The sequence below is a fragment of the Bradyrhizobium sp. USDA 4452 genome (genome assembly GCF_054063575.1).
Window position 1 is genome coordinate 5,308,990 of sequence record NZ_JBSSGK010000001.1, and the last position, 17,532, is coordinate 5,326,521.

Genomic DNA, 17,532 nt, shown 5'->3' on the forward strand with positions numbered 1-17,532 from the left:
AGCGGCCACGAGCCAGCCGGGAGATCAGCATGCCGACCTACAAAGCCCCCGTCGAAGACGTCAGCTTCCTGTTGAACGACGTCTTCCAGATCGATCGTTATGGCAATCTTCCCGGCTTCACCGATGCGTCGGCCGATGTGCGTGAGGCGATCCTCGGCGAGGCCGCCAAGCTCAGTGAGGAAGTGCTGCAGCCGCTCAATCGCACCGGCGATCTCGAAGGCTGCAAGCGCAACGACGACGGCAGCGTCACCACACCGAAGGGCTTCAAGGAGGCCTTCAAACAAGTCGCTGAAGGTGGCTGGCTCGGCCTCTCGGCGCCGACTGAATTCGGCGGCCAGGGCCTGCCGGTGACGCTCTCGCAGGCGGTCAACGAATTCCAGATCTCCGCCAACATGGCGTTCTCGATGTATGGCGGGCTGACCATGGGCGCGACCGCGGCGCTGTTGGTGCACGGCTCCCCCGAGCAGAAGAAGACCTATGTGCCGAAGATGATCGCCGGCGAATGGACCGGCACCATGAACCTGACCGAGCCGCAATGCGGTACCGATCTCGGTCTGCTGCGCACCAAGGCGGTGCGCCAGGCCGACGGCAGCTTCAAGATCACGGGCACCAAAATCTTCATCTCCGCCGGCGAGCACGACCTCGCCGACAACATCATTCATCTCGTGCTGGCGCGCATCGAAGGCGCGCCGGCCGGCATCAAGGGCGTCTCGCTGTTCGTCGTGCCCAAGGTGCTGGTCAATGCCGACGGCTCGCTCGGGGCGCGCAACGGCGTCACCTGCGGCTCGATCGAGCACAAGATGGGCATCCACGGCAATTCCACCTGTGTGATGAACTACGACAACGCCACCGGCTGGCTGATCGGCGAAGAGAACAAGGGCATGCAGGGCATGTTCGTGATGATGAACGAGGCCCGCCTCGGCGTCGCCGTGCAGGGCCTCGCGCAGTCCGAGGTCGCCTATCAGAACGCGGTCGCCTATGCGCGCGAGCGTCTGCAGGGCCGTTCGCTGACCGGCGTCCAGGCCGCCGACAAGCCGGCCGATCCGATCATCGTGCATCCCGACGTCCGTCGTACCTTGCTCACCATCCGCGCCTTCAATGAGGCGGCACGCGCCATGGTGGTGTGGACCGCGCTGAAGAGCGACGTTGCGCACCGCTCCAACGATCCGAAGGATCGCCAAGCTGCCGATGATCACATGGGCCTGATGACGCCGGTGCTGAAGGGCGTGCTGACCGACACCGGCTTCGCCAACACGGTCTCGGCGCAGCAGATGTTCGGCGGCCACGGCTATATCGCCGAGCACGGCATGGAGCAGTTCGTCCGTGATGCCCGTATCGCGATGATCTATGAGGGCGCCAACGGCATCCAGGCGCTCGACCTTGTCGGCCGCAAACTGCCGCGCGACGGCGGCCGCGCCGCGATGGCGTTCTTCGGCGAGGTCGGTGCCTTCGCCAAGGAGCATGGCGCGGACGAGGCGATGAAGCCGTTCATCACCCCGCTCTCCACCGCGCTCGGCCATCTGCAGCAGGCCACCGGCTGGCTGATGCAGAACGCGCTGACCAAGCCCGACAATGCCGGCGCCGCCGCGACCGATTACATGAAACTGTTCGGCCTGGTCGCGCTCGGCTACATGTGGGCGAAGATGGCCAAGGTGGCGCAGGATAAGGCCGCTGCCGGCGCGACGCCCTACCTCAACACCAAGCTCGTGACCGGGCGCTTCTTCATGGAAAGGCTGCTGCCGGAGACCGCCGTGCACCTGGCCCGGATCCAGAGCGGCAGCGCCACCACAATGGAACTGGCCGCGGAAGCATTCTGAAAATTGCCGCCGCACCACCGTGCGGCGTCGCTTCCTTCCGTATATATTATGATCCTCATATCAAGGAGGGCGTCATGCCTGAGGCATACATCTACGATCACGTTCGTACCCCGCGCGGCCGCGGTAAGGCCGATGGCGCACTGCATGAGGTCACCGCGCTGGCGCTCGCCACGGTGCCGCTGAAGTCGCTCAAGGAACGCAACAATCTGCCCGAGGATTCCGTCGACGACGTCATCCTCGGCGTGGTCGATCCGGTCGGCGAGGCCGGAAGCGACATCGCGCGCTTTGCCGCGCTCAATGCCGGTCTCGGCGAGAAGGTGCCGGGCGTGCAGATCAGCCGCTTCTGCGCCTCCGGCCTCGATGCCGTGAACTTCGCCGCGGCCCAGATCATGAGCGGCCAGCATGAGCTCGTGATCGGCGGTGGCGCCGAATCGATGAGCCGGGTCGGCATCGGCGCCTCCGGCGGTGCCTGGCCGATGGATCCCTCGATGGCGGTGCCGGCCTATTTCATGCCGCAGGGCGTCTCGGCCGATTTGATCGCGACCAAATACGGCTTCTCGCGCGATGATGTCGATGCCTATGCCGTGCAGAGCCAGCAGCGCGCTGCGAAGTCCTGGGACGAAGGCCGCTTCAGCAAGTCGGTGGTGCCGGTCAAGGACATCAACGGCCTGACCATCCTAGCCAAGGACGAGCACATGCGCCCGACCACGACGATGCAGTCGTTGGCGCAGCTGCAGCCGTCATTCGCGGCGATGGCGGCGATGGCCGGCTTCGACGCGGTGGCGATCCAGTCGCACCCCGAGGTCGAGAAGGTCAATTACGTGCATCACGCCGGCAATTCGTCCGGCATCGTCGACGGCGCCGGCGCGGTGCTGCTCGGCAGTAAGGACGGGGGTGCCAAGCATGGCTTGAAGCCACGTGCGAAAATCCGTGCGTTCGCCAATATCGGCTCGGAGCCCGCGATGATGCTGACCGGCCCGGTCGACGTCACCGAAAAGCTGTTCGAGCGTTCCGGCATGAAGAAGTCGGACATCGATCTGTTCGAGCTCAACGAGGCTTTCGCATCGGTGGTGCTGCGCTACATCCAAGCGTTCGACATCGACAATGCCAAGATCAACGTCAATGGCGGCGCGATCGCGCTCGGCCATCCGCTCGGGGCGACCGGCGCCATGATCCTCGGCACCGTGCTCGACGAGCTCGAGCGCACCGACAAGGAAACGGCGCTGGTCACGCTGTGCATCGGCGGCGGCATGGGCACCGCCACCATCATCGAGCGCGTCTGAGGCGAGGGGAGCGAGCAACATGGCTTACAAGAATTTCAAGTTCGACGTCGACGCCGACGGCATTGCGCTGGTCACCTGGGACATCCCCGATCGTTCGATGAACGTGTTCGACGAGGTCTCGACCCAGGAGATCGGCGAGATCATCAAGCAGACCACCAGCGATGCCGCGATCAAGGGCGTCGTGATCACCTCGGCCAAGGAGGCGTTCTGCGCCGGCGCCGACCTCTCGATGCTCGAGGGCATGAACCGCGCTTACGCGCAGCTCTTCAAGGAAAAGGGCGAGGAAGCCGCGAACCAGATGCTGTTCGAGCAGAGCCGCCAGATGTCGCAATCGTTCCGCGCGATCGAGACCTCGGGCAAGCCCTGGGTCGCCGCAATCAACGGGCTTGCGCTCGGCGGCGGCTTCGAGATCACGCTGGCCTGCCACTACCGTGTCGCAGCCGAGAACCCCAAGACTCGCCTCGGCCTGCCCGAGATCAAGGTCGGCCTGTTCCCCGGCGCGGGCGGCACCCAGCGCGTGCCGCGCCTGGTGTCGCCGCAGGACGCGATGCAATTGCTGCTCAAGGGCGAGGCGGTCAATCTGACCCGCGCCAAGGCGCTCAACCTGATTCACGCCGTGGTGCCCGCGGCCGATCTGATCAAGGCCGCGAAGGACTGGATCAAGGGCGGCGGCAAGGCGGTCGCGCCGTGGGACGAGAAAGGCTTCAAGCTGCCCGGCGGCCCCGTCTTCTCCAAGATGGGCATGCAGATGTTCCCGGCCGGCAACGCGATCTATCGCCGCGAGACCTACGACAATTATCCGGCCGCGCGCGCCATCATGAGCTGCGTCTATGAGGGCCTGCAGTTGCCGATCGATGCCGCACTGCGCGTCGAGTCGCGCTACTTCACGCAGATCCTGCGCTCGAAGGAAGCGGCGGCGATGATCCGCTCGCTGTTCCTGTCGATGCAGGAGCTGAACAAGGGCGCGCGTCGCCCGGCGGGCGTGCCGCCGACCAAGGTGAAGAAGCTCGCCGTGATCGGCGCCGGCTTCATGGGCGCCAGCGTCGGCTATGTCTCGGCGCAGGCTGGCATCGATGTCGTGTTGGTCGATCGCGACCAGGACAGCGCCGACAAGGGCAAGGGCCACGCCAAGACCGTGGTCGACGGCCTGGTCGCGAAGGGCCGGATGAAGCAGGAGGCGGGCGACGCCATCCTGGCCCGCATCTCGGCCACTGCCGACTACAGCGTGATCAGGGATTGCGACCTCGTCATCGAGGCCGTGTTCGAGGATCGCAAGGTCAAGGCCGACACCTACGCCAAGGCGCAGCCGCTTCTGAAGCCGGGTGCGATCTTCGCCTCCAACACCTCGACCCTGCCGATCAACTCGCTGGCCGAGGAATTCAAGGACCAGGGCAAGTTCATCGGCATCCACTTCTTCTCGCCGGTCGAGAAGATGATGCTGGTCGAGATCATCCTCGGCAAGAACACTGGCGACGTTGCGCTGGCGATCGCGCTGGACTATGTCCGCGCGATCGGCAAGACGCCCATCGTGGTGAACGATTCGCGTGGCTTCTTCGCCAACCGCTGTGTGATGCGCTACATTTCCGAGGGCAACGAGATGCTGCTCGAAGGCGTGCCGCCGGCGATGATCGAGAACACCGCCAAGATGGCCGGCATGCCGGTCGGCCCGCTGTCGCTACAGGACGAGGTCGCGCTCGATCTCGGGCTGAAGATCACCAAGGCGACCGAAGCCGATCTCGGTCCCAACGCGATCGACCAGGCGCAGAAGAAGCTGATGGTCGAGATGGTCGAGAAGCAGGGCCGCTTCGGCCGCAAGAACGGCAAGGGCTTCTACGACTATCCCGAGAAGGGCAAGGGTCAGAAGAGCCTGTGGCCGGGACTGGCCCATCTGCAGCCCAAGCAGCTCGATCCCGATACGCTGAGCGTCGAGGAGCTGAAGCAGCGCTTCCTGGTGGTGCAGGCGGTGGAAGCCGCCCGTACCGTCGAGGATCACGTCATCACCGACGTGCGCGAGGCGGACGTCGGCTCGATCCTCGGTTTCGGCTTCGCGCCGTTCACTGGCGGCGCGCTGTCCTACATCGACTTCATGGGCACCAAGAATTTCGTCGCGCTCTGCCACGCCTTCGAGAAAAAATACGGCTCGCGCTTCACGCCGCCGAAGCTGCTCGAGGAGATGGCGGCCAAGGGCGAAACCTTCTACGGCCGCTTCCCGCCGAAGAAGCAAGCGGCATAAGCGCCGTTACGTCTTGAGCCAACTCGCGCAGGATCAGGCCGGTCATCGATCCGACTTGATCCTGTCGCGTGACGGTCGCGCCGGTCAAAGTCCCGCCACGCTTACTCCCAACTGACACCACGCCGCTGGCATCACTCTTGCTCGTCGATCGCCGGGATGATCGAAGACGACGATCAGGATTGGGATGTCCTGCAATGCGTTCTGTGCTCAAGGAAGGCGCCGCCAGGGTCACGGGCCATTCCGTCTCGCTGCGCTTGCGAGGCAAGGGTCCTTCCTGGTTCGGCCTCTTGCTGCTCGTTCTGGCCGTGGACCTTGTGCTCGCGGAGGCCGCCTGGAATGCCGTCGGCTTCTTCCGCAATTGAGACGTCACTGTCCGGCGCGAGGACAGCTCCGGCGAGATAGGCGATCTGGTTGAATGCGAGGCAGGCGACGACGATCGGGGCGCCGGTGGCAAACGCATAGCCGTCGGATTGGAGCACGATTGCCGCGACCACCGCGATCAGCGGCGACACCAGCATCAAGGTCCAAACGCGAAAGTACAAACTGGTCGCCAGCCCGACGAGCGTGCTGGTCAACAGAACCGTAAAGGCGATCGTCACATTTTCAGACCAGTTGGAGCGGAGGGCGCGCCGCAGGTCATAGTCGGTCAGTCGGATCGCTCGCACAAGGACGGTAGCGCCCTCAGCCGGATGTACACCGACTTAACATTAATCGGTACAATGCGGACTAAATTTGATTTGTTCCGGCGCGCGCCGAAACTTTGCACCGCTCATTTCTCCCTGAAGGCGCGGTGCACCTGGTCGGCAAGCGGCTTCATCAGATAGGACAGCACCGTTCGCTCACTGGTCGGGATGAAGACCTCGACCGGCATGCCCGGCAGCAGATGCGTGGACGCGAACTTGTTCAGCTCCGACGGCGGAATCGCAATGCGTACAAGGAAGTAGGTCGGAGCCGTCTTGTCGTCGCGCGACACGTCGGCGCCGATCCGGCTGACCTCGCCCTCGATCTCCGGTGTGGTGCGCTGGTTGAAATTGGTGAAACGCAGCACCGCCGCGGAGCCCAGCTTGACCTGATCGATATCTTGCGGCGCAACATGAGTTTCCACGATCAGATTGTCCTGGTCGGGCACGATGGTCATGATGGTTTCGCCCGCCGCGATCACGCCGCCCTGGGTGTGGATGGTGAGATCGTGCACGACGCCGGCCTGCGGGGCGCGGATCTCGAGCTTCTCGGTCTGGTCTTTCGCGGTGACCTGTTTCTCCACGGTCTCGGCGTATTTGGCGCGGATGTCGGCCAGCTCCTTGGCGACGCCGGAGCGGAAATCCTGATCGACCTGCAGGATCTTCAGCTCGGTTTCCGAGATCTTGCCCTTGGCCTGCGCGATCGACGCGGTGAGCTGACCGCGTTCGCCGAGCAGCCGGGCCGAATCGCGCTGCAGTGCAGAGAGACGCGACAGCGACACCAGGCGCTGCTCCCAGAGCTGCTGCACGCCGGTCAGTTCGTTGGCGATCAAGTCTGCCTCCTGCTTCTTCGCGCTCAACTGATCCTGCATGCCGCCGATCTGCTCCTTGAGCTGCGCGATCTGCTCCCGCAACTGCTGCTTCTGCCCCTCGTTGGCGTCCTTGCGCAGCTGGAAAAAGCGGCGCTCGCCCGAGACGACGGCCTGCGCCGCCGGATCGTCGCTCGATGCGACGCTGTCGGGGAAGCCGATCTCGGCATCGCCGTCGCGCTCGGCCTGTAGCCGGGCCCGCCGCGCCTCAAGCTCCCACAGGCTCTTGGTCACCGCGGTGAGATTGGCCTGCGCCACCGTTTCGTCCATCAGGATCAGCAGATCGTCCTTGCCGACGCGGGCGCCGTCTTCCACCAGCAGCTGCTTGGCAACGCCGCCGGAGGGATGCTGCACCTTCTTGACGCTGGATTCGACGACGAGCGATCCCTGCGAGATGATTGCGCCGGACATCTTGGTGGCGGCGCCCATCAAGCCGATGCTGGCGATGAGGAATATCGCGGCGATAGCGACTGCCAGAATGTGATGCCGAACCGATTGTCGTGCGCTAGGCATCGGGACGAGGCTCCATCGGCTTTTTGCGCCTGCGGCGTGCCGGCATGGAAGCCTGGGCGGGGGCCGATGTTGGCGCGAGCGGTTGCGCCTGCGCCACCAGCAACGGCAACACCGATGCCGTGGTGCCGAACGCATGCATGCGTCCTTCGTTGAGCACCAGCATGTGGTCGACGGTCTGCAGCACGGCGGGCCGGTGCGCGACCACGACCACGATCCCGCCGCGGGTGCGGACGCGGCTGATGGCGCGAACCAGCGCGCGTTCGCCCTCGGCGTCGAGATTCGAGTTCGGCTCGTCGAGCACGACCAGGAACGGATCGCCGTAGAGCGCGCGGGCGAGCGCGATGCGCTGCCGCTGGCCGCCCGACAGCATCAGGCCGCCATCGCCCACTTCGGTCTCGTAGCCGCCTGGCAGCCGCAGGATCAGTTCGTGCACGTCGGCCTCGCGCGCGGCTGCGATCAACCGCGTGGAATCGGGAACCGCGGCGAAACGCGAGATGTTCTGGGCGACCGTGCCGCGGAACAGCGCGACGTCCTGCGGCAGGTAGCCGATCGATCGGCCAAGCGCGAGCTGATCCCATTGCGCGAGCGTGGCGCCGTCGATCCTGATCACGCCGCGCGCCGGCGTTCCGACGCCGACCAAAGCGCGCGCCAGGGTCGATTTGCCGGAGCCGCTCGGGCCGACCACTGCGACGGCGCTGCCGGCGCGCAGCGCGAAGCTCACGTCATGCAGCACCACGGCATTGGTTCCGGGCGCGGTCAAGCTCAGCGAGGTGGCGCGGATCTCGTTGTTCGGAGCAGGCAACAGAGTGACCGGCGGTCGCACGGGCATGTCTGTCAGGGCGTCGATCAGCCGGCCAAAGCTCGCGCGGACTGTGATGAAACTGCGCCAGTTTGCGATCGCGAGCTCGATCGGCGCCAGGGCGCGGATCGAGAGGATGGTGGCGGCCAGCATGACGCCGGCGGTCGCCTGCTGATTGATGACGAGGTAGGCGCCGAGTGCGAGCACCCCGGATTGCAGGATCATGCGCAGGAAGCGCGAGGCGCTGCCGAATGTGCCGGTCAGATCGGAGGTCACGCGCTGCGCGTCGAGATAGGCCTGCGTGCGCTCGGACCACAACTCGGCCATCCGCCGCTGCATGCCGAGGGCGTGCACGACGCCGGCGTGGTGGAACGCGGTCTCCGCCATCTGCCGCCGCGACGACGCCAGCGTGACCAGCGAGCGGGTCGGCGCGCGAGTGAACATCTCGGCTCCAACCGTGATCAGCGCCAGTGCAGCGGCGCCGCCGGCCACCGCCAGTCCCATCAGCGGATGAAACAGGGTGCAAACGGCGATGTAGAGCGGGGTCCATGGCAGGTCGCAGATCGCGATCAGTCCGCTGCCGGCGACGAAGCCCCGTATCGTGTCGAGGTCGCGCATGACCTGCAAGCCGTCAGTGCCCGGCTGATTGAGCGCGGCGTGCTGGACGCTGTCGAACACCGCATCACGCATGGTTTCATCGAAGATTTCGGCGATGCGCGCCAGCAGCCGGCTGCGCAACATGTCGACGCCGGCCTGGACCATGAGCAGGACCAGCGCGATCATCAGCAGGCCGATCAGGGTTGCCATGCTGCGGCTCGGCAGCACGCGATCATAGGTCTGCAACATGAACAGCGGCGCGACCAGCATCAGCAGATTGACCAGCCCGCTGGCGATCGCCGTCGCGATCAGCGCGCCGCGCAGAGCCACCACCGCGTTCCGGATCTCCACCGGTAGAGCCGAAAACCTTTTGACCTGACCGATCACCTCGCCCTCGCGGATGTTCGAGCCGTGATGCCCAAATCGATTGGTGAGGAAGTCGCGGAAGCGCGGCGATCTCCGCGCTTCCGCCGGGTGTTACGACATCACAGGATGTGTGTGCCGTGGTTGTTGAGGATGCCGTGATCGGCCGCCAATGGCCCCGAGAGCAGGTCGTGCAGCACGGCATCGACGTCGATCGGAACGGAGACCGGCGCGCTGGCTGTGTTGCCGGAGGCGATATTGCCGCCGAGCACATGACTGAGGTCCAGGCTTCCGAGCAGGTTGCCGGCGAGACCGTCGGCCCCCGTGCCGCCAAGGCTCGGAATGCTGAGCCCGCCGGTGCCGGTCAGCGCGCCGAGGTCGAGCAGATGCGGGCCGTTCTGGCCGACGTCGACGGCATTTACCTCCAATGTGTGGTGATCGCCTGATGTCGGCGCCGCGAGCAGGTCAATCGAATTCCCGTTTGGCTGCGTGGGGCCGAGATCGACGTCGGCGAGGTGACCGGTGTTGGAGCCGCCGAGATTGCCAAGCAGCCCGCCCAGCAGTCCGCCATCACCGCCGTTGTTGCCGCCATTGATGCCGAGCAGCGGCAGCGTCTCCACATCGTGCAGAACATTGCCGAGCAGACCCGTCACCGGGCTCAGCGCGGCCGTGCCACCGAGCAGAGAACCGGCACCCGTGTCTCCGAGCAGGGAGCCGACGACGCCATCCACGGTATGAACGACCTGCGTAACCGGAGCGAGCGCGCCGGTGCCACTGCCGAGCACGGAGCCGACACCCGCGTCCGCGAGCAACGATCCGACCACACCGTCCACCGCTTGGACGACATCCGTCACCGGGTTGGTCGCACCGGTGCCGCCGAGCAGCGAACCGAGTCCCGTATTTCCGAGCAGCGAGCCGACGAGGCCATGGTCTCCGGTCAACGATCCGACAACGCCGTCCACCGAGTGGACAATGTCGTTGAGATCACTGCCGACTTCCGTCAGCACCGTGCCAAGGCCGCCGCCATCAAGCAGCGTTCCGGGCGCGTTGAGGACGTCGGTCAGCAGGTTGGTATGGCCGTCCGATGCGGGCGTCGGGACGCCGATCTCGCCCAATCCGACCGTTCCGGCGAGGCCGGTCACGTCGTGCACGGTATCGCCGAGCCCTGTTGCCTGACCGACCGGATCGAGGACGCCGGTGTTGACGTCGTTGACCGCGCCGTTCACGGCGGTGATCACCGGCTGGAGGATGCCTTCACTGCCCGCAAGGTGGAGGCTGCCATCGCCGCCGAGGATGCCGCCCAATCCCGGCATTCCAGTCTGGCCGGGCGGCGTCGAGGTGCCACCGCCGGTACCCGAGCCACCTGCACCACTTCCAGTGTCCGAGCCGCCGTTGCCGCCGGAAGCCTGAGACCCCGTCGGGGTTGTGCTCTGTTGAGGAGGAGCTGACGACGTATCGCCTTGCGGCGGCGTCGTCTCCGAACCGGCAGGCTGACCCGTCGCGCCGGAAGCGGACGTTGTGGCTGCACTGTCGCCGACCATGCCGCCCATGGCGACGTATTGGTCACGGTAGGCGTCGCGATCATTGGTACTCATGCGCATCTCCACGCCAGGTTGAGTGAGTGGTCTCTCAACCAGCTGATCGCGCTCGGGTTTCCGGGCCTGCGCAGTCGTGGAGAACATCGCGTAAGAGCGGACGCGACAATCTGCCGAAAATTGTCGGCAAAGCGATCGCCGGCACCGTCGTTGCGCGAGGCCGGCGATGGAAACGCTGGGCTCAGGCCGCCTTCAGCAGGCCTTCCTTCTTCAGCGCTTCCTGCACCTTCGGACGCGCCGCAATGCGGGCCTTGTAGGCCATCACATTCGGCAGGCCGGAGAGATCGAAGCCGAGCCGGTCGCTCGCCCACATGATCATGGTGAAGAGGTAACCGTCGGCGACCGTGAACTGGTTGCCCATCAGGTAATCGCGTCCGGCGAGCTGGCTCTCGACATACTTGAACTTGCTCATGGCGCGGTCCTTGAAGAAGGCCTTGGCGTCATCGGCGAGCACCGGCGAGAACATCGGGCCGAGGTTCTTGTGCAGCTCGGTCGTGATGTAGTTCAGCCATTCGAGCAGCTTGTAGCGCTCGTTGGAATCGCGGGCCGGCGCCAGCTTCTTGTCGGCGGCCTTGTCGGCGATCATCTGGATGATGATCGGCCCTTCAGTGACCATCTCGCCGGTATCCAGCGCCAGCGCGGGCACCTGGCCCTTGGGGTTCACAGCGAGGAAATCGTCGCCGTTTTCGAGCTTCTTGGCGCGCAAATCGACCTTCACCAAGTCGTAGGGCAGGCCAGCCTCGAGCAGGGCGATGTGGGGGGAGAGGGAGCAGGCACCGGGGGTGTAATACAGCTTCATGGGGGTATTCCTTCCCTTGTTCTTGGCGTCCGGAGAGGGATTGCCTACATGCACCTGCATGAAATAGTCAAGATTGATGCAGATGCATTCAGTGCGGTACACTGGGTTCCGGGACCTTATGGGCTAAACGATGAAACGCAAGCTATCGAGCGAGGCGACGGCCGCCTGGATCCGCCTGATGCGGGTGCCGAGCCGGGTGCTTGACTGCGTCGAGCAGGATTTGAAGAAGGCCGGCTTTCCGCCGCTCGCCTGGTATGACGCCTTGCTCGAGCTGTCGCGCGCGCCGTCGGGCGAGTTGCGCCCGGTCGAGCTCGAGCGGCAGATGCTGATCCCGCAATATTCGACCTCGCGACTGATCGACAAGCTGGTCGACGAAGGGCTTGCCGCCCGGCGCGAATGCAAGATCGACAAGCGCGGCCAGTTCGTCGAGATCACCGAGGCGGGACGCGAGCTCCAGAAGAAGATGTGGAACGCCTATTCGGCTGCGATCGACAAGCATGTCGGCTCGAAACTGTCCGATGCCGACGCGGCCAGGCTGTGCGGCCTGCTCGACCGTCTGGGCTGCTCCTGCGGTGACGCCAAGAGCGATGCCAAAGTCGATGCGAAGAGCGATACCAAGGCTGCGCCGGCGCGAGACGGCGTGCCTGCCCGATGATATCCCTGATTCCATCATCCGCGGCCGTTGCGGCGCACGGATGTCCCTGCCACCGCGCGCCTTCGATCGAAGCGCCCTTGAGTTGGATTTAGTATGGCGCGTGACCAGATCGACATGACGCCGCTGCAGTCGCGCGACGAACTCGTGGCGTGGATTGAAGCCGGTGTGAAGCCCGAGTCCGAATTCCGGATCGGCACCGAGCACGAGAAGACCCCGTTCACACTCGAGGGCCATCAGCCCGTGCCTTATGAAGGCGCGAAGGGCATCGGTGCGCTGCTCGAGGGCATGAAGCTTTTGCTCGGCTGGGAGCCGATCATGGAGCGCGGCAACATCATCGGGCTCTATGACGTCACTGGCGGCGGCGCGATCTCGCTGGAGCCGGGCGGCCAGTTCGAATTGTCGGGCGCGCCGGTCGAGACCGTGCACCAGACCCAATCCGAGTTGATGGCGCATTTGGCGCAGGTGCGGGAGATCGCAACCCCGCTCGGCATCGGCTTCCTCGGCCTCGGCATGACGCCGTCCTGGTCGCGGGCGCAGATCCCGGTGATGCCCAAGGGCCGCTACAACATCATGAGAAACTACATGCCGAAGGTCGGCAAATACGGCCTCGACATGATGTTCCGGACCTGCACGGTGCAGACCAATCTCGACTTCTCTTCCGAAGCCGACATGGTGAAGAAGCTGCGGGTGTCGTTGGCGCTGCAGCCGATCGCGACCGCGCTGTTCGCCAACTCGCCGTTCACCGAAGGCAAGCCCAACGGCTTCCTGTCGTTCCGCTCCGAGATCTGGCGCGACACCGATAACGCACGAAGCGGCATGATTCCGTTCGCATTCGAGGACGGCATGGGCTTTGAGCGCTATGTCGATTACGCGCTCGATGTGCCGATGTATTTCGTCAAGCGCGGCGAGGAATATATCGACGTTTCCGGCTCCTCGTTCCGCGATTTCTTCGCCGGCAAGAACAAGATCCTTCCCGGCGAGCGGCCGACCCTGTCGGACTGGGCCAATCATCTGTCGACCATTTTCCCCGAGGTGCGGCTGAAGCGTTACCTCGAGATGCGTGGCGCCGATGGCGTGCCGTGGGGCCGGCTGCCGGCGCTGCCGGCGTTTTGGGTCGGGCTGCTCTACGACAATGACAGCTTGGATGCCGCCTGGGACATCGTCCGGCACTGGACCGCGCCGGAGCGGCAGGCGCTGCGCGATGACGTGCCGCGTTTCGGCTTCAAGTCGCGGATCAAGGACCGCTATCTGTTCGAGATCGCCAAGGAGTGCCTGGTCCTTTCGCATGCCGGATTGCGGCGGCGCGGCCGGATCGATCATCTCGGTCGCGACGAGAGCCGCTTCCTCGAACCGCTCGAGCGCATCATCGAGACCGGCCGCTCGCCGGCAGAGGAGATGCTGGAGAAGTTCAACGGACCGTGGAACGGTTCGGTGGAACCGGCCTATCAGGAGTACGCCTTCTAAATCTCCGCCGGCCCGAATTCGGGTGAGGCACGCGAGCGGGACGACGGTGGTGTCGCACCCGCCGTTCATCAGCCGTACAGGTTCTTGGCGTTCAAATGACGCCCCGCGGAGTGTGCGGGGCTGTGCGAATTTGAAAGCAATCTCATGGGGATAGGTCGCCTCTTTAGGGCGTGCGTGGTGATGTATGCGGTTTTTTCCGCCGTTCTCGCCGCGCGTCCGGCATTGGCGCAGACCAATTTCGACCGGCCCGGCGGCGACTACCTGAACGCGCCGGTGACATCAGGCGATCCCGCCGATTGCGCGCTCACCTGCGAGCGCGACCGCCGCTGTCGCGCCTGGAGCTTCAACTATCCGACCGACGCCAATAACGGCGCGGTGTGCTGGCTGAAGAATACCGTGCCGGCGCGGGTGCAGGACGTCTGCTGCGTCTCCGGGGTGCGCGGCGCGGGCGTGGTCGAGCCGCGCAACGGCGCCATCGAAACCTCGATTGACCGGCTCGGCGGCGACTACAAGAATTTCGAGCTGAAGAGCAGCGATGGCGACGAGGCCTGCCAGGCCGCCTGCACCGCCGACACCAAGTGCCGCGCCTGGACCTATGCCCGGCCCGGCTATGCCGGCCGCGACGCGCGTTGCTTCCTGAAAAAAGAGATCAAGCCGCCGCGCCGAAAGGCAGGGTTCACGTCGGGCGTGGTGCGCTGACGCGCAAAGTACGAGCCGCTATTCCGCCGCCAGCACCGTGATCTCCGGCCAAAGCGCCTTCCACCGCGCAGCCTTCGTCGCATAGTTCGCCGCCGAGAAGTTCGCGGTCCGGTTCGGTCGCACGATCATGCTGGCGACATCGTCAAAGCCACTTGGCGCATAGACGTCGTAGCCGCTCGCGCTGCGGCGGATGCCGACCTGCACGTTTGTGCTGAGGAAGCGATCGATGCCGTCGGTCGAACACGACAGTGCGGCGTAGGGCACGCCGTGCTTGCCGGGGTACCAGAGATGGACGCGGGCCTGGTTGCGGACCTCGATCGCGACGCCAAGATGGCCGAGCCGCGCCGTGAGGTCGCGGATGACCGCGTCCTCGGCCTCCCACGACGTATCCGGATCGAAATAGAAGACGTCGTAATCGTTGATGCCGTGTTCGGGCGGCCGCTTCGTCAGCACGTTCCACACGCTCTGCACCAGGCAGCCGGCCACCAGCCAGGCATCGGGCAATGCGAGGCGGAGCAACTCGTCCGTGATCGCTTGATTGGCCGGGTTGCGCACCGCCGCGGCGAGGAATTCGTCTTGCGTCACGACGAAACGGTCGCGTCGAAATCCCTGACCGCCTTCTTCGATGCCAGCGCGCGCCAGTGCCGGCGCAGCAGCGGCTCGACCGTGGCGTGTTTTGCCTTCGACAGGCGGATCAGCACGGTCGGATAGTCGCGGTAGTGATCGGTGAAGTAAAACACCTTGGGCTGGCTCTTGACCAGCATGTCGCGCTCATCCGGCGGGACGCCGGGCATCACCAGGCTGTCGCCGTCCTCCCTGAGCCGCACCAGCATCTTCTTGCGCACCTTCAGCGCCGGTGTGCCGTAGGACGAGCCGTCCTCGACCTCCGGCCACGCCAGCACCAGGGTCCTGACGTCGTCGAAGGTCACGTTGGCGAACTCACTGCACCGAGGTGAAGAAGCGCGCGAGGCGGAAGCCGGAGAGCCAGGTCCAGACCGGCTGGCTGCGGATGCCCATGTCCCAGGAACCGACCACCGCGTCGGCGCGGCCGATCAGATTGTCGATCGGCAACAGGCCGACGCCGCCGTCGCGCACCGGCACGCGGCTGTCGGCGGAGTTGTCCCGGTTGTCGCCGAGCACGAACAATTGGCCCGGCGGCACGGTCACCTCGGGCGTGTTGTCGAGCCTGCCATTGTCGCGAATCTTGAAGATCGCATGGCTGACGCCGTTCGGCAGCGTCTCGACATAACGATTGGCTTCCTCGCCGCCGCCGCGATCGTCCTCGGCAAAGCCGGTGCCATCGGGCTTCAAGGCCGCCGGATGATCGTTGATGAAGAGCTGGCCCTGCCGCATCTGGATACGATCGCCGGGCAGCCCGACCACGCGCTTGACCCAGGCCTGCGAGCGGTCGCCCGGCCAGCGGAACACGACGACATCGCCGCGCTTCGGCGTCTCGCCGAACACCCGGCCGGTCTCCGGCAGCGTGATCTGGATCGGCAGCGACGCCGCGCCGTAGCCATAGGGAAACTTCGAGGCGACCAGCGCGTCGCCGATCAAAAGCGTCGGCTCCATCGAGCCGGACGGCACGTAGAACGGCTCGGCGATCGCACCCTTGGCGAGGAACACGACGGCCACGATCGCCGCCAGTTGCACGGCCTGCCCGCGCCAGCTGGTCGGCTTGGCCGCCACGACTTCGTTTCCGCTGCTCACTAGCCCGTTCCTCCGACCGTAATCCGTTCCATCCTGAGCGTCGGCTGGCCGACGCCGACCGGCACGCCCTGGCCGTTCTTGCCGCAGGTACCGATTCCCGTATCGAGCGCAAGATCGTTGCCGATCATGGTGATCCTGTGGAGATCGGTCGGTCCATTGCCGATCAGCATGGCGCCCTTCAGCGGGGCGCCGAGCTTGCCGTTCTCGATCTTGTAGGCCTCGGTGCACTGGAACACGTATTTGCCCGAGGTGATGTCGACCTGGCCGCCACCGAAATTGGCGGCATACATGCCGTTCTTCACCGAGGCGATGATCTCGGCCGGGTCGCGGTCGCCTGACAGCATGTAGGTGTTGGTCATGCGCGGCATCGGCACATGGGCGTAGCTCTGCCGGCGTCCGTTGCCGGTCGGCTTCATGCCCATCAGCCGGGCATTCTGGCGGTCCTGCATGTAGCCGACCAGGATGCCGTCCTCGATCAGCACGGTGCGGTTGGTCGGGGTGCCCTCGTCGTCGATCGAGAGCGAACCGCGGCGCGACGCCATGGTGCCGTCATCGACCACCGTGACGCCCTTGGCCGCCACCTGCTGGCCCATGAGGCCGGCGAAGGCGGAGGTCTGCTTGCGGTTGAAGTCGCCCTCGAGCCCGTGGCCGACCGCTTCATGCAGCATCACGCCGGGCCAGCCGGCCCCTAACACCACGTCCATCTCGCCGGCGGGCGCCGGCACCGATTCGAGATTGACCAGCGCCTCGCGCAGCGCGCCGTCGGCGGCGTCGCGCCAGGCCTTGGTCTCGATGAAGCGGGCATAGCCCTCGCGGCCGCCATAGCCCTTGCTGCCGCTCTCCTGCCGGTCGCCCTGGCCGGCGACCACGGAGATATTGACGCGCACCAGCGGGCGGATGTCGCGATAGCTCTCGCCGTCGGGCCGCAGGATCTCCACCACCTGCCAGGTCGCGGTGAGGCTGGCCGAGACCTGCCGCACCCGCGGGTCCTTGTCGCGGACATAGGCGTCGATCTCGCCGAGCAGTTTGACCTTGGCCTCGAACGCCGGACCGTCCAGCGGGTTCTCGTCGCCATAAAGTCTGACATTGGTGTGGGCCGGCGCCGCGGCGAACGTCCCGGCATAGCCGCCGCGCACCGCCGCCACCGCATCCGCTGCACGGATCAGCGCCGGGATCGAGACGTCGGAGGAATGCGCATAGCCGACCGCATCGTCCTTGACGGCGCGCAGGCCGAAGCCCTGCGAGGTGTCATAGGTCGCCTGCTTCAGTCTTCCATTGTCGAACATGAGCGCCTCGGTCTGCCCGAACTCGAGGAACAGCTCGCCGTCGTCGGCGCCCTCAAGTCCGCGCGCCACCTCGCGGCGGACGGCATCGCGGTCCAGATTGGCGCGGTCGAGCAGGGAGGTCGTGGCGGGATTGGTCATGGTCACTCCAGCAAAGGGCACATCCTTGCGAT

At 65.4% G+C, this 17,532-nt stretch carries 15 protein-coding genes; 6 read left to right on the top strand and 9 right to left on the bottom strand.

Annotation, left to right across the window (positions count from 1 at the left end; genetic code table 11):
* Window positions 1-29: 29 nt before the first annotated feature.
* The 3 genes from ACVISU_RS25355 to ACVISU_RS25365 all read left to right on the top strand — a co-directional run bounded on the left by ACVISU_RS25355 (window position 30) and on the right by ACVISU_RS25365 (window position 5,333).
* Window positions 30-1,817: an acyl-CoA dehydrogenase C-terminal domain-containing protein gene (locus ACVISU_RS25355; protein ID WP_050406311.1), complete on the top strand. Its 1,788-nt coding sequence runs from the start codon at window positions 30-32 to the stop codon at window positions 1,815-1,817.
* Window positions 1,818-1,891: 74 nt separating this feature from the next.
* Entirely contained in the window at window positions 1,892-3,100 is a 1,209-nt protein-coding gene (locus tag ACVISU_RS25360; RefSeq protein WP_456708711.1) for an acetyl-CoA C-acetyltransferase, read from the top strand.
* A 19-nt stretch (window positions 3,101-3,119) separates the two neighbouring features.
* Window positions 3,120-5,333, top strand: coding sequence for an FAD-dependent oxidoreductase (locus ACVISU_RS25365; protein ID WP_456708712.1), 2,214 nt, complete (start codon window positions 3,120-3,122; stop codon window positions 5,331-5,333).
* Window positions 5,334-5,506: 173 nt separating this feature from the next.
* Here ACVISU_RS25365 and ACVISU_RS25370 read toward each other — a convergent pair whose 3' ends face one another.
* The 5 genes from ACVISU_RS25370 to gstA all read right to left on the bottom strand — a co-directional run bounded on the left by ACVISU_RS25370 (window position 5,507) and on the right by gstA (window position 11,548).
* On the bottom strand, window positions 5,507-5,845 hold the full coding sequence (locus tag ACVISU_RS25370; RefSeq protein WP_456708713.1) for a hypothetical protein: 339 nt from the start codon (window positions 5,843-5,845) through the stop codon (window positions 5,507-5,509).
* 257 nt (window positions 5,846-6,102) lie between these two features.
* Window positions 6,103-7,395: an HlyD family type I secretion periplasmic adaptor subunit gene (locus tag ACVISU_RS25375; RefSeq protein WP_050406314.1), complete on the bottom strand. Its 1,293-nt coding sequence runs from the start codon at window positions 7,393-7,395 to the stop codon at window positions 6,103-6,105.
* Window positions 7,388-9,121 carry a type I secretion system permease/ATPase gene (locus ACVISU_RS25380; protein ID WP_456708714.1) on the bottom strand — a complete coding sequence of 578 codons (1,734 nt, stop codon included), beginning with the start codon at window positions 9,119-9,121 and terminating at the stop codon, window positions 7,388-7,390. Before ACVISU_RS25380 ends, ACVISU_RS25375 begins: the two co-directional genes overlap by 8 nt.
* Window positions 9,122-9,276: 155 nt before the next feature.
* Window positions 9,277-10,749, bottom strand: coding sequence for a hypothetical protein (locus tag ACVISU_RS25385; RefSeq protein ID WP_456708715.1), 1,473 nt, complete (start codon window positions 10,747-10,749; stop codon window positions 9,277-9,279).
* Between the two features lie 181 nt (window positions 10,750-10,930).
* Window positions 10,931-11,548 carry a glutathione transferase GstA gene (gstA, locus tag ACVISU_RS25390; RefSeq protein ID WP_050406360.1) on the bottom strand — a complete coding sequence of 206 codons (618 nt, stop codon included), beginning with the start codon at window positions 11,546-11,548 and terminating at the stop codon, window positions 10,931-10,933.
* A 130-nt stretch (window positions 11,549-11,678) separates the two neighbouring features.
* Here gstA and ACVISU_RS25395 point away from each other — a divergent pair, with 130 nt between their 5' ends.
* The 3 genes from ACVISU_RS25395 (at window position 11,679) to ACVISU_RS25405 (ending at window position 14,366) form a co-directional block, all read left to right on the top strand.
* Window positions 11,679-12,203 (top strand): MarR family winged helix-turn-helix transcriptional regulator, encoded by a 525-nt coding sequence (locus ACVISU_RS25395; RefSeq protein ID WP_050406316.1) that lies wholly within the window; start codon window positions 11,679-11,681, stop codon window positions 12,201-12,203.
* 93 nt (window positions 12,204-12,296) lie between these two features.
* Entirely contained in the window at window positions 12,297-13,667 is a 1,371-nt protein-coding gene (locus tag ACVISU_RS25400) for a glutamate--cysteine ligase (RefSeq protein ID WP_456708716.1), read from the top strand.
* A gap of 144 nt (window positions 13,668-13,811) precedes the next feature.
* On the top strand, window positions 13,812-14,366 hold the full coding sequence (locus ACVISU_RS25405) for a PAN domain-containing protein (RefSeq protein WP_050406318.1): 555 nt from the start codon (window positions 13,812-13,814) through the stop codon (window positions 14,364-14,366).
* An 18-nt stretch (window positions 14,367-14,384) separates the two neighbouring features.
* Here the strand turns inward: ACVISU_RS25405 and ACVISU_RS25410 are convergent, their stop codons facing one another.
* From ACVISU_RS25410 to tldD, 4 genes are read right to left on the bottom strand one after another with little or no spacing between them, the layout of a single operon-like run.
* Complete coding sequence (locus tag ACVISU_RS25410) at window positions 14,385-14,951, bottom strand: nucleotidyltransferase family protein (RefSeq protein ID WP_456708717.1); 567 nt, start codon at window positions 14,949-14,951, stop codon at window positions 14,385-14,387.
* Window positions 14,948-15,295 (bottom strand): MmcQ/YjbR family DNA-binding protein, encoded by a 348-nt coding sequence (locus ACVISU_RS25415; protein ID WP_456708718.1) that lies wholly within the window; start codon window positions 15,293-15,295, stop codon window positions 14,948-14,950. Before ACVISU_RS25415 ends, ACVISU_RS25410 begins: the two co-directional genes overlap by 4 nt.
* A gap of 10 nt (window positions 15,296-15,305) precedes the next feature.
* A complete protein-coding gene (lepB, locus tag ACVISU_RS25420; protein ID WP_456708719.1) occupies window positions 15,306-16,076 on the bottom strand; it encodes a signal peptidase I in 771 nt (256 codons plus the stop codon).
* Entirely contained in the window at window positions 16,076-17,500 is a 1,425-nt protein-coding gene (tldD, locus tag ACVISU_RS25425; protein WP_050406321.1) for a metalloprotease TldD, read from the bottom strand. Before tldD ends, lepB begins: the two co-directional genes overlap by 1 nt.
* Window positions 17,501-17,532 lie beyond the last annotated feature (32 nt).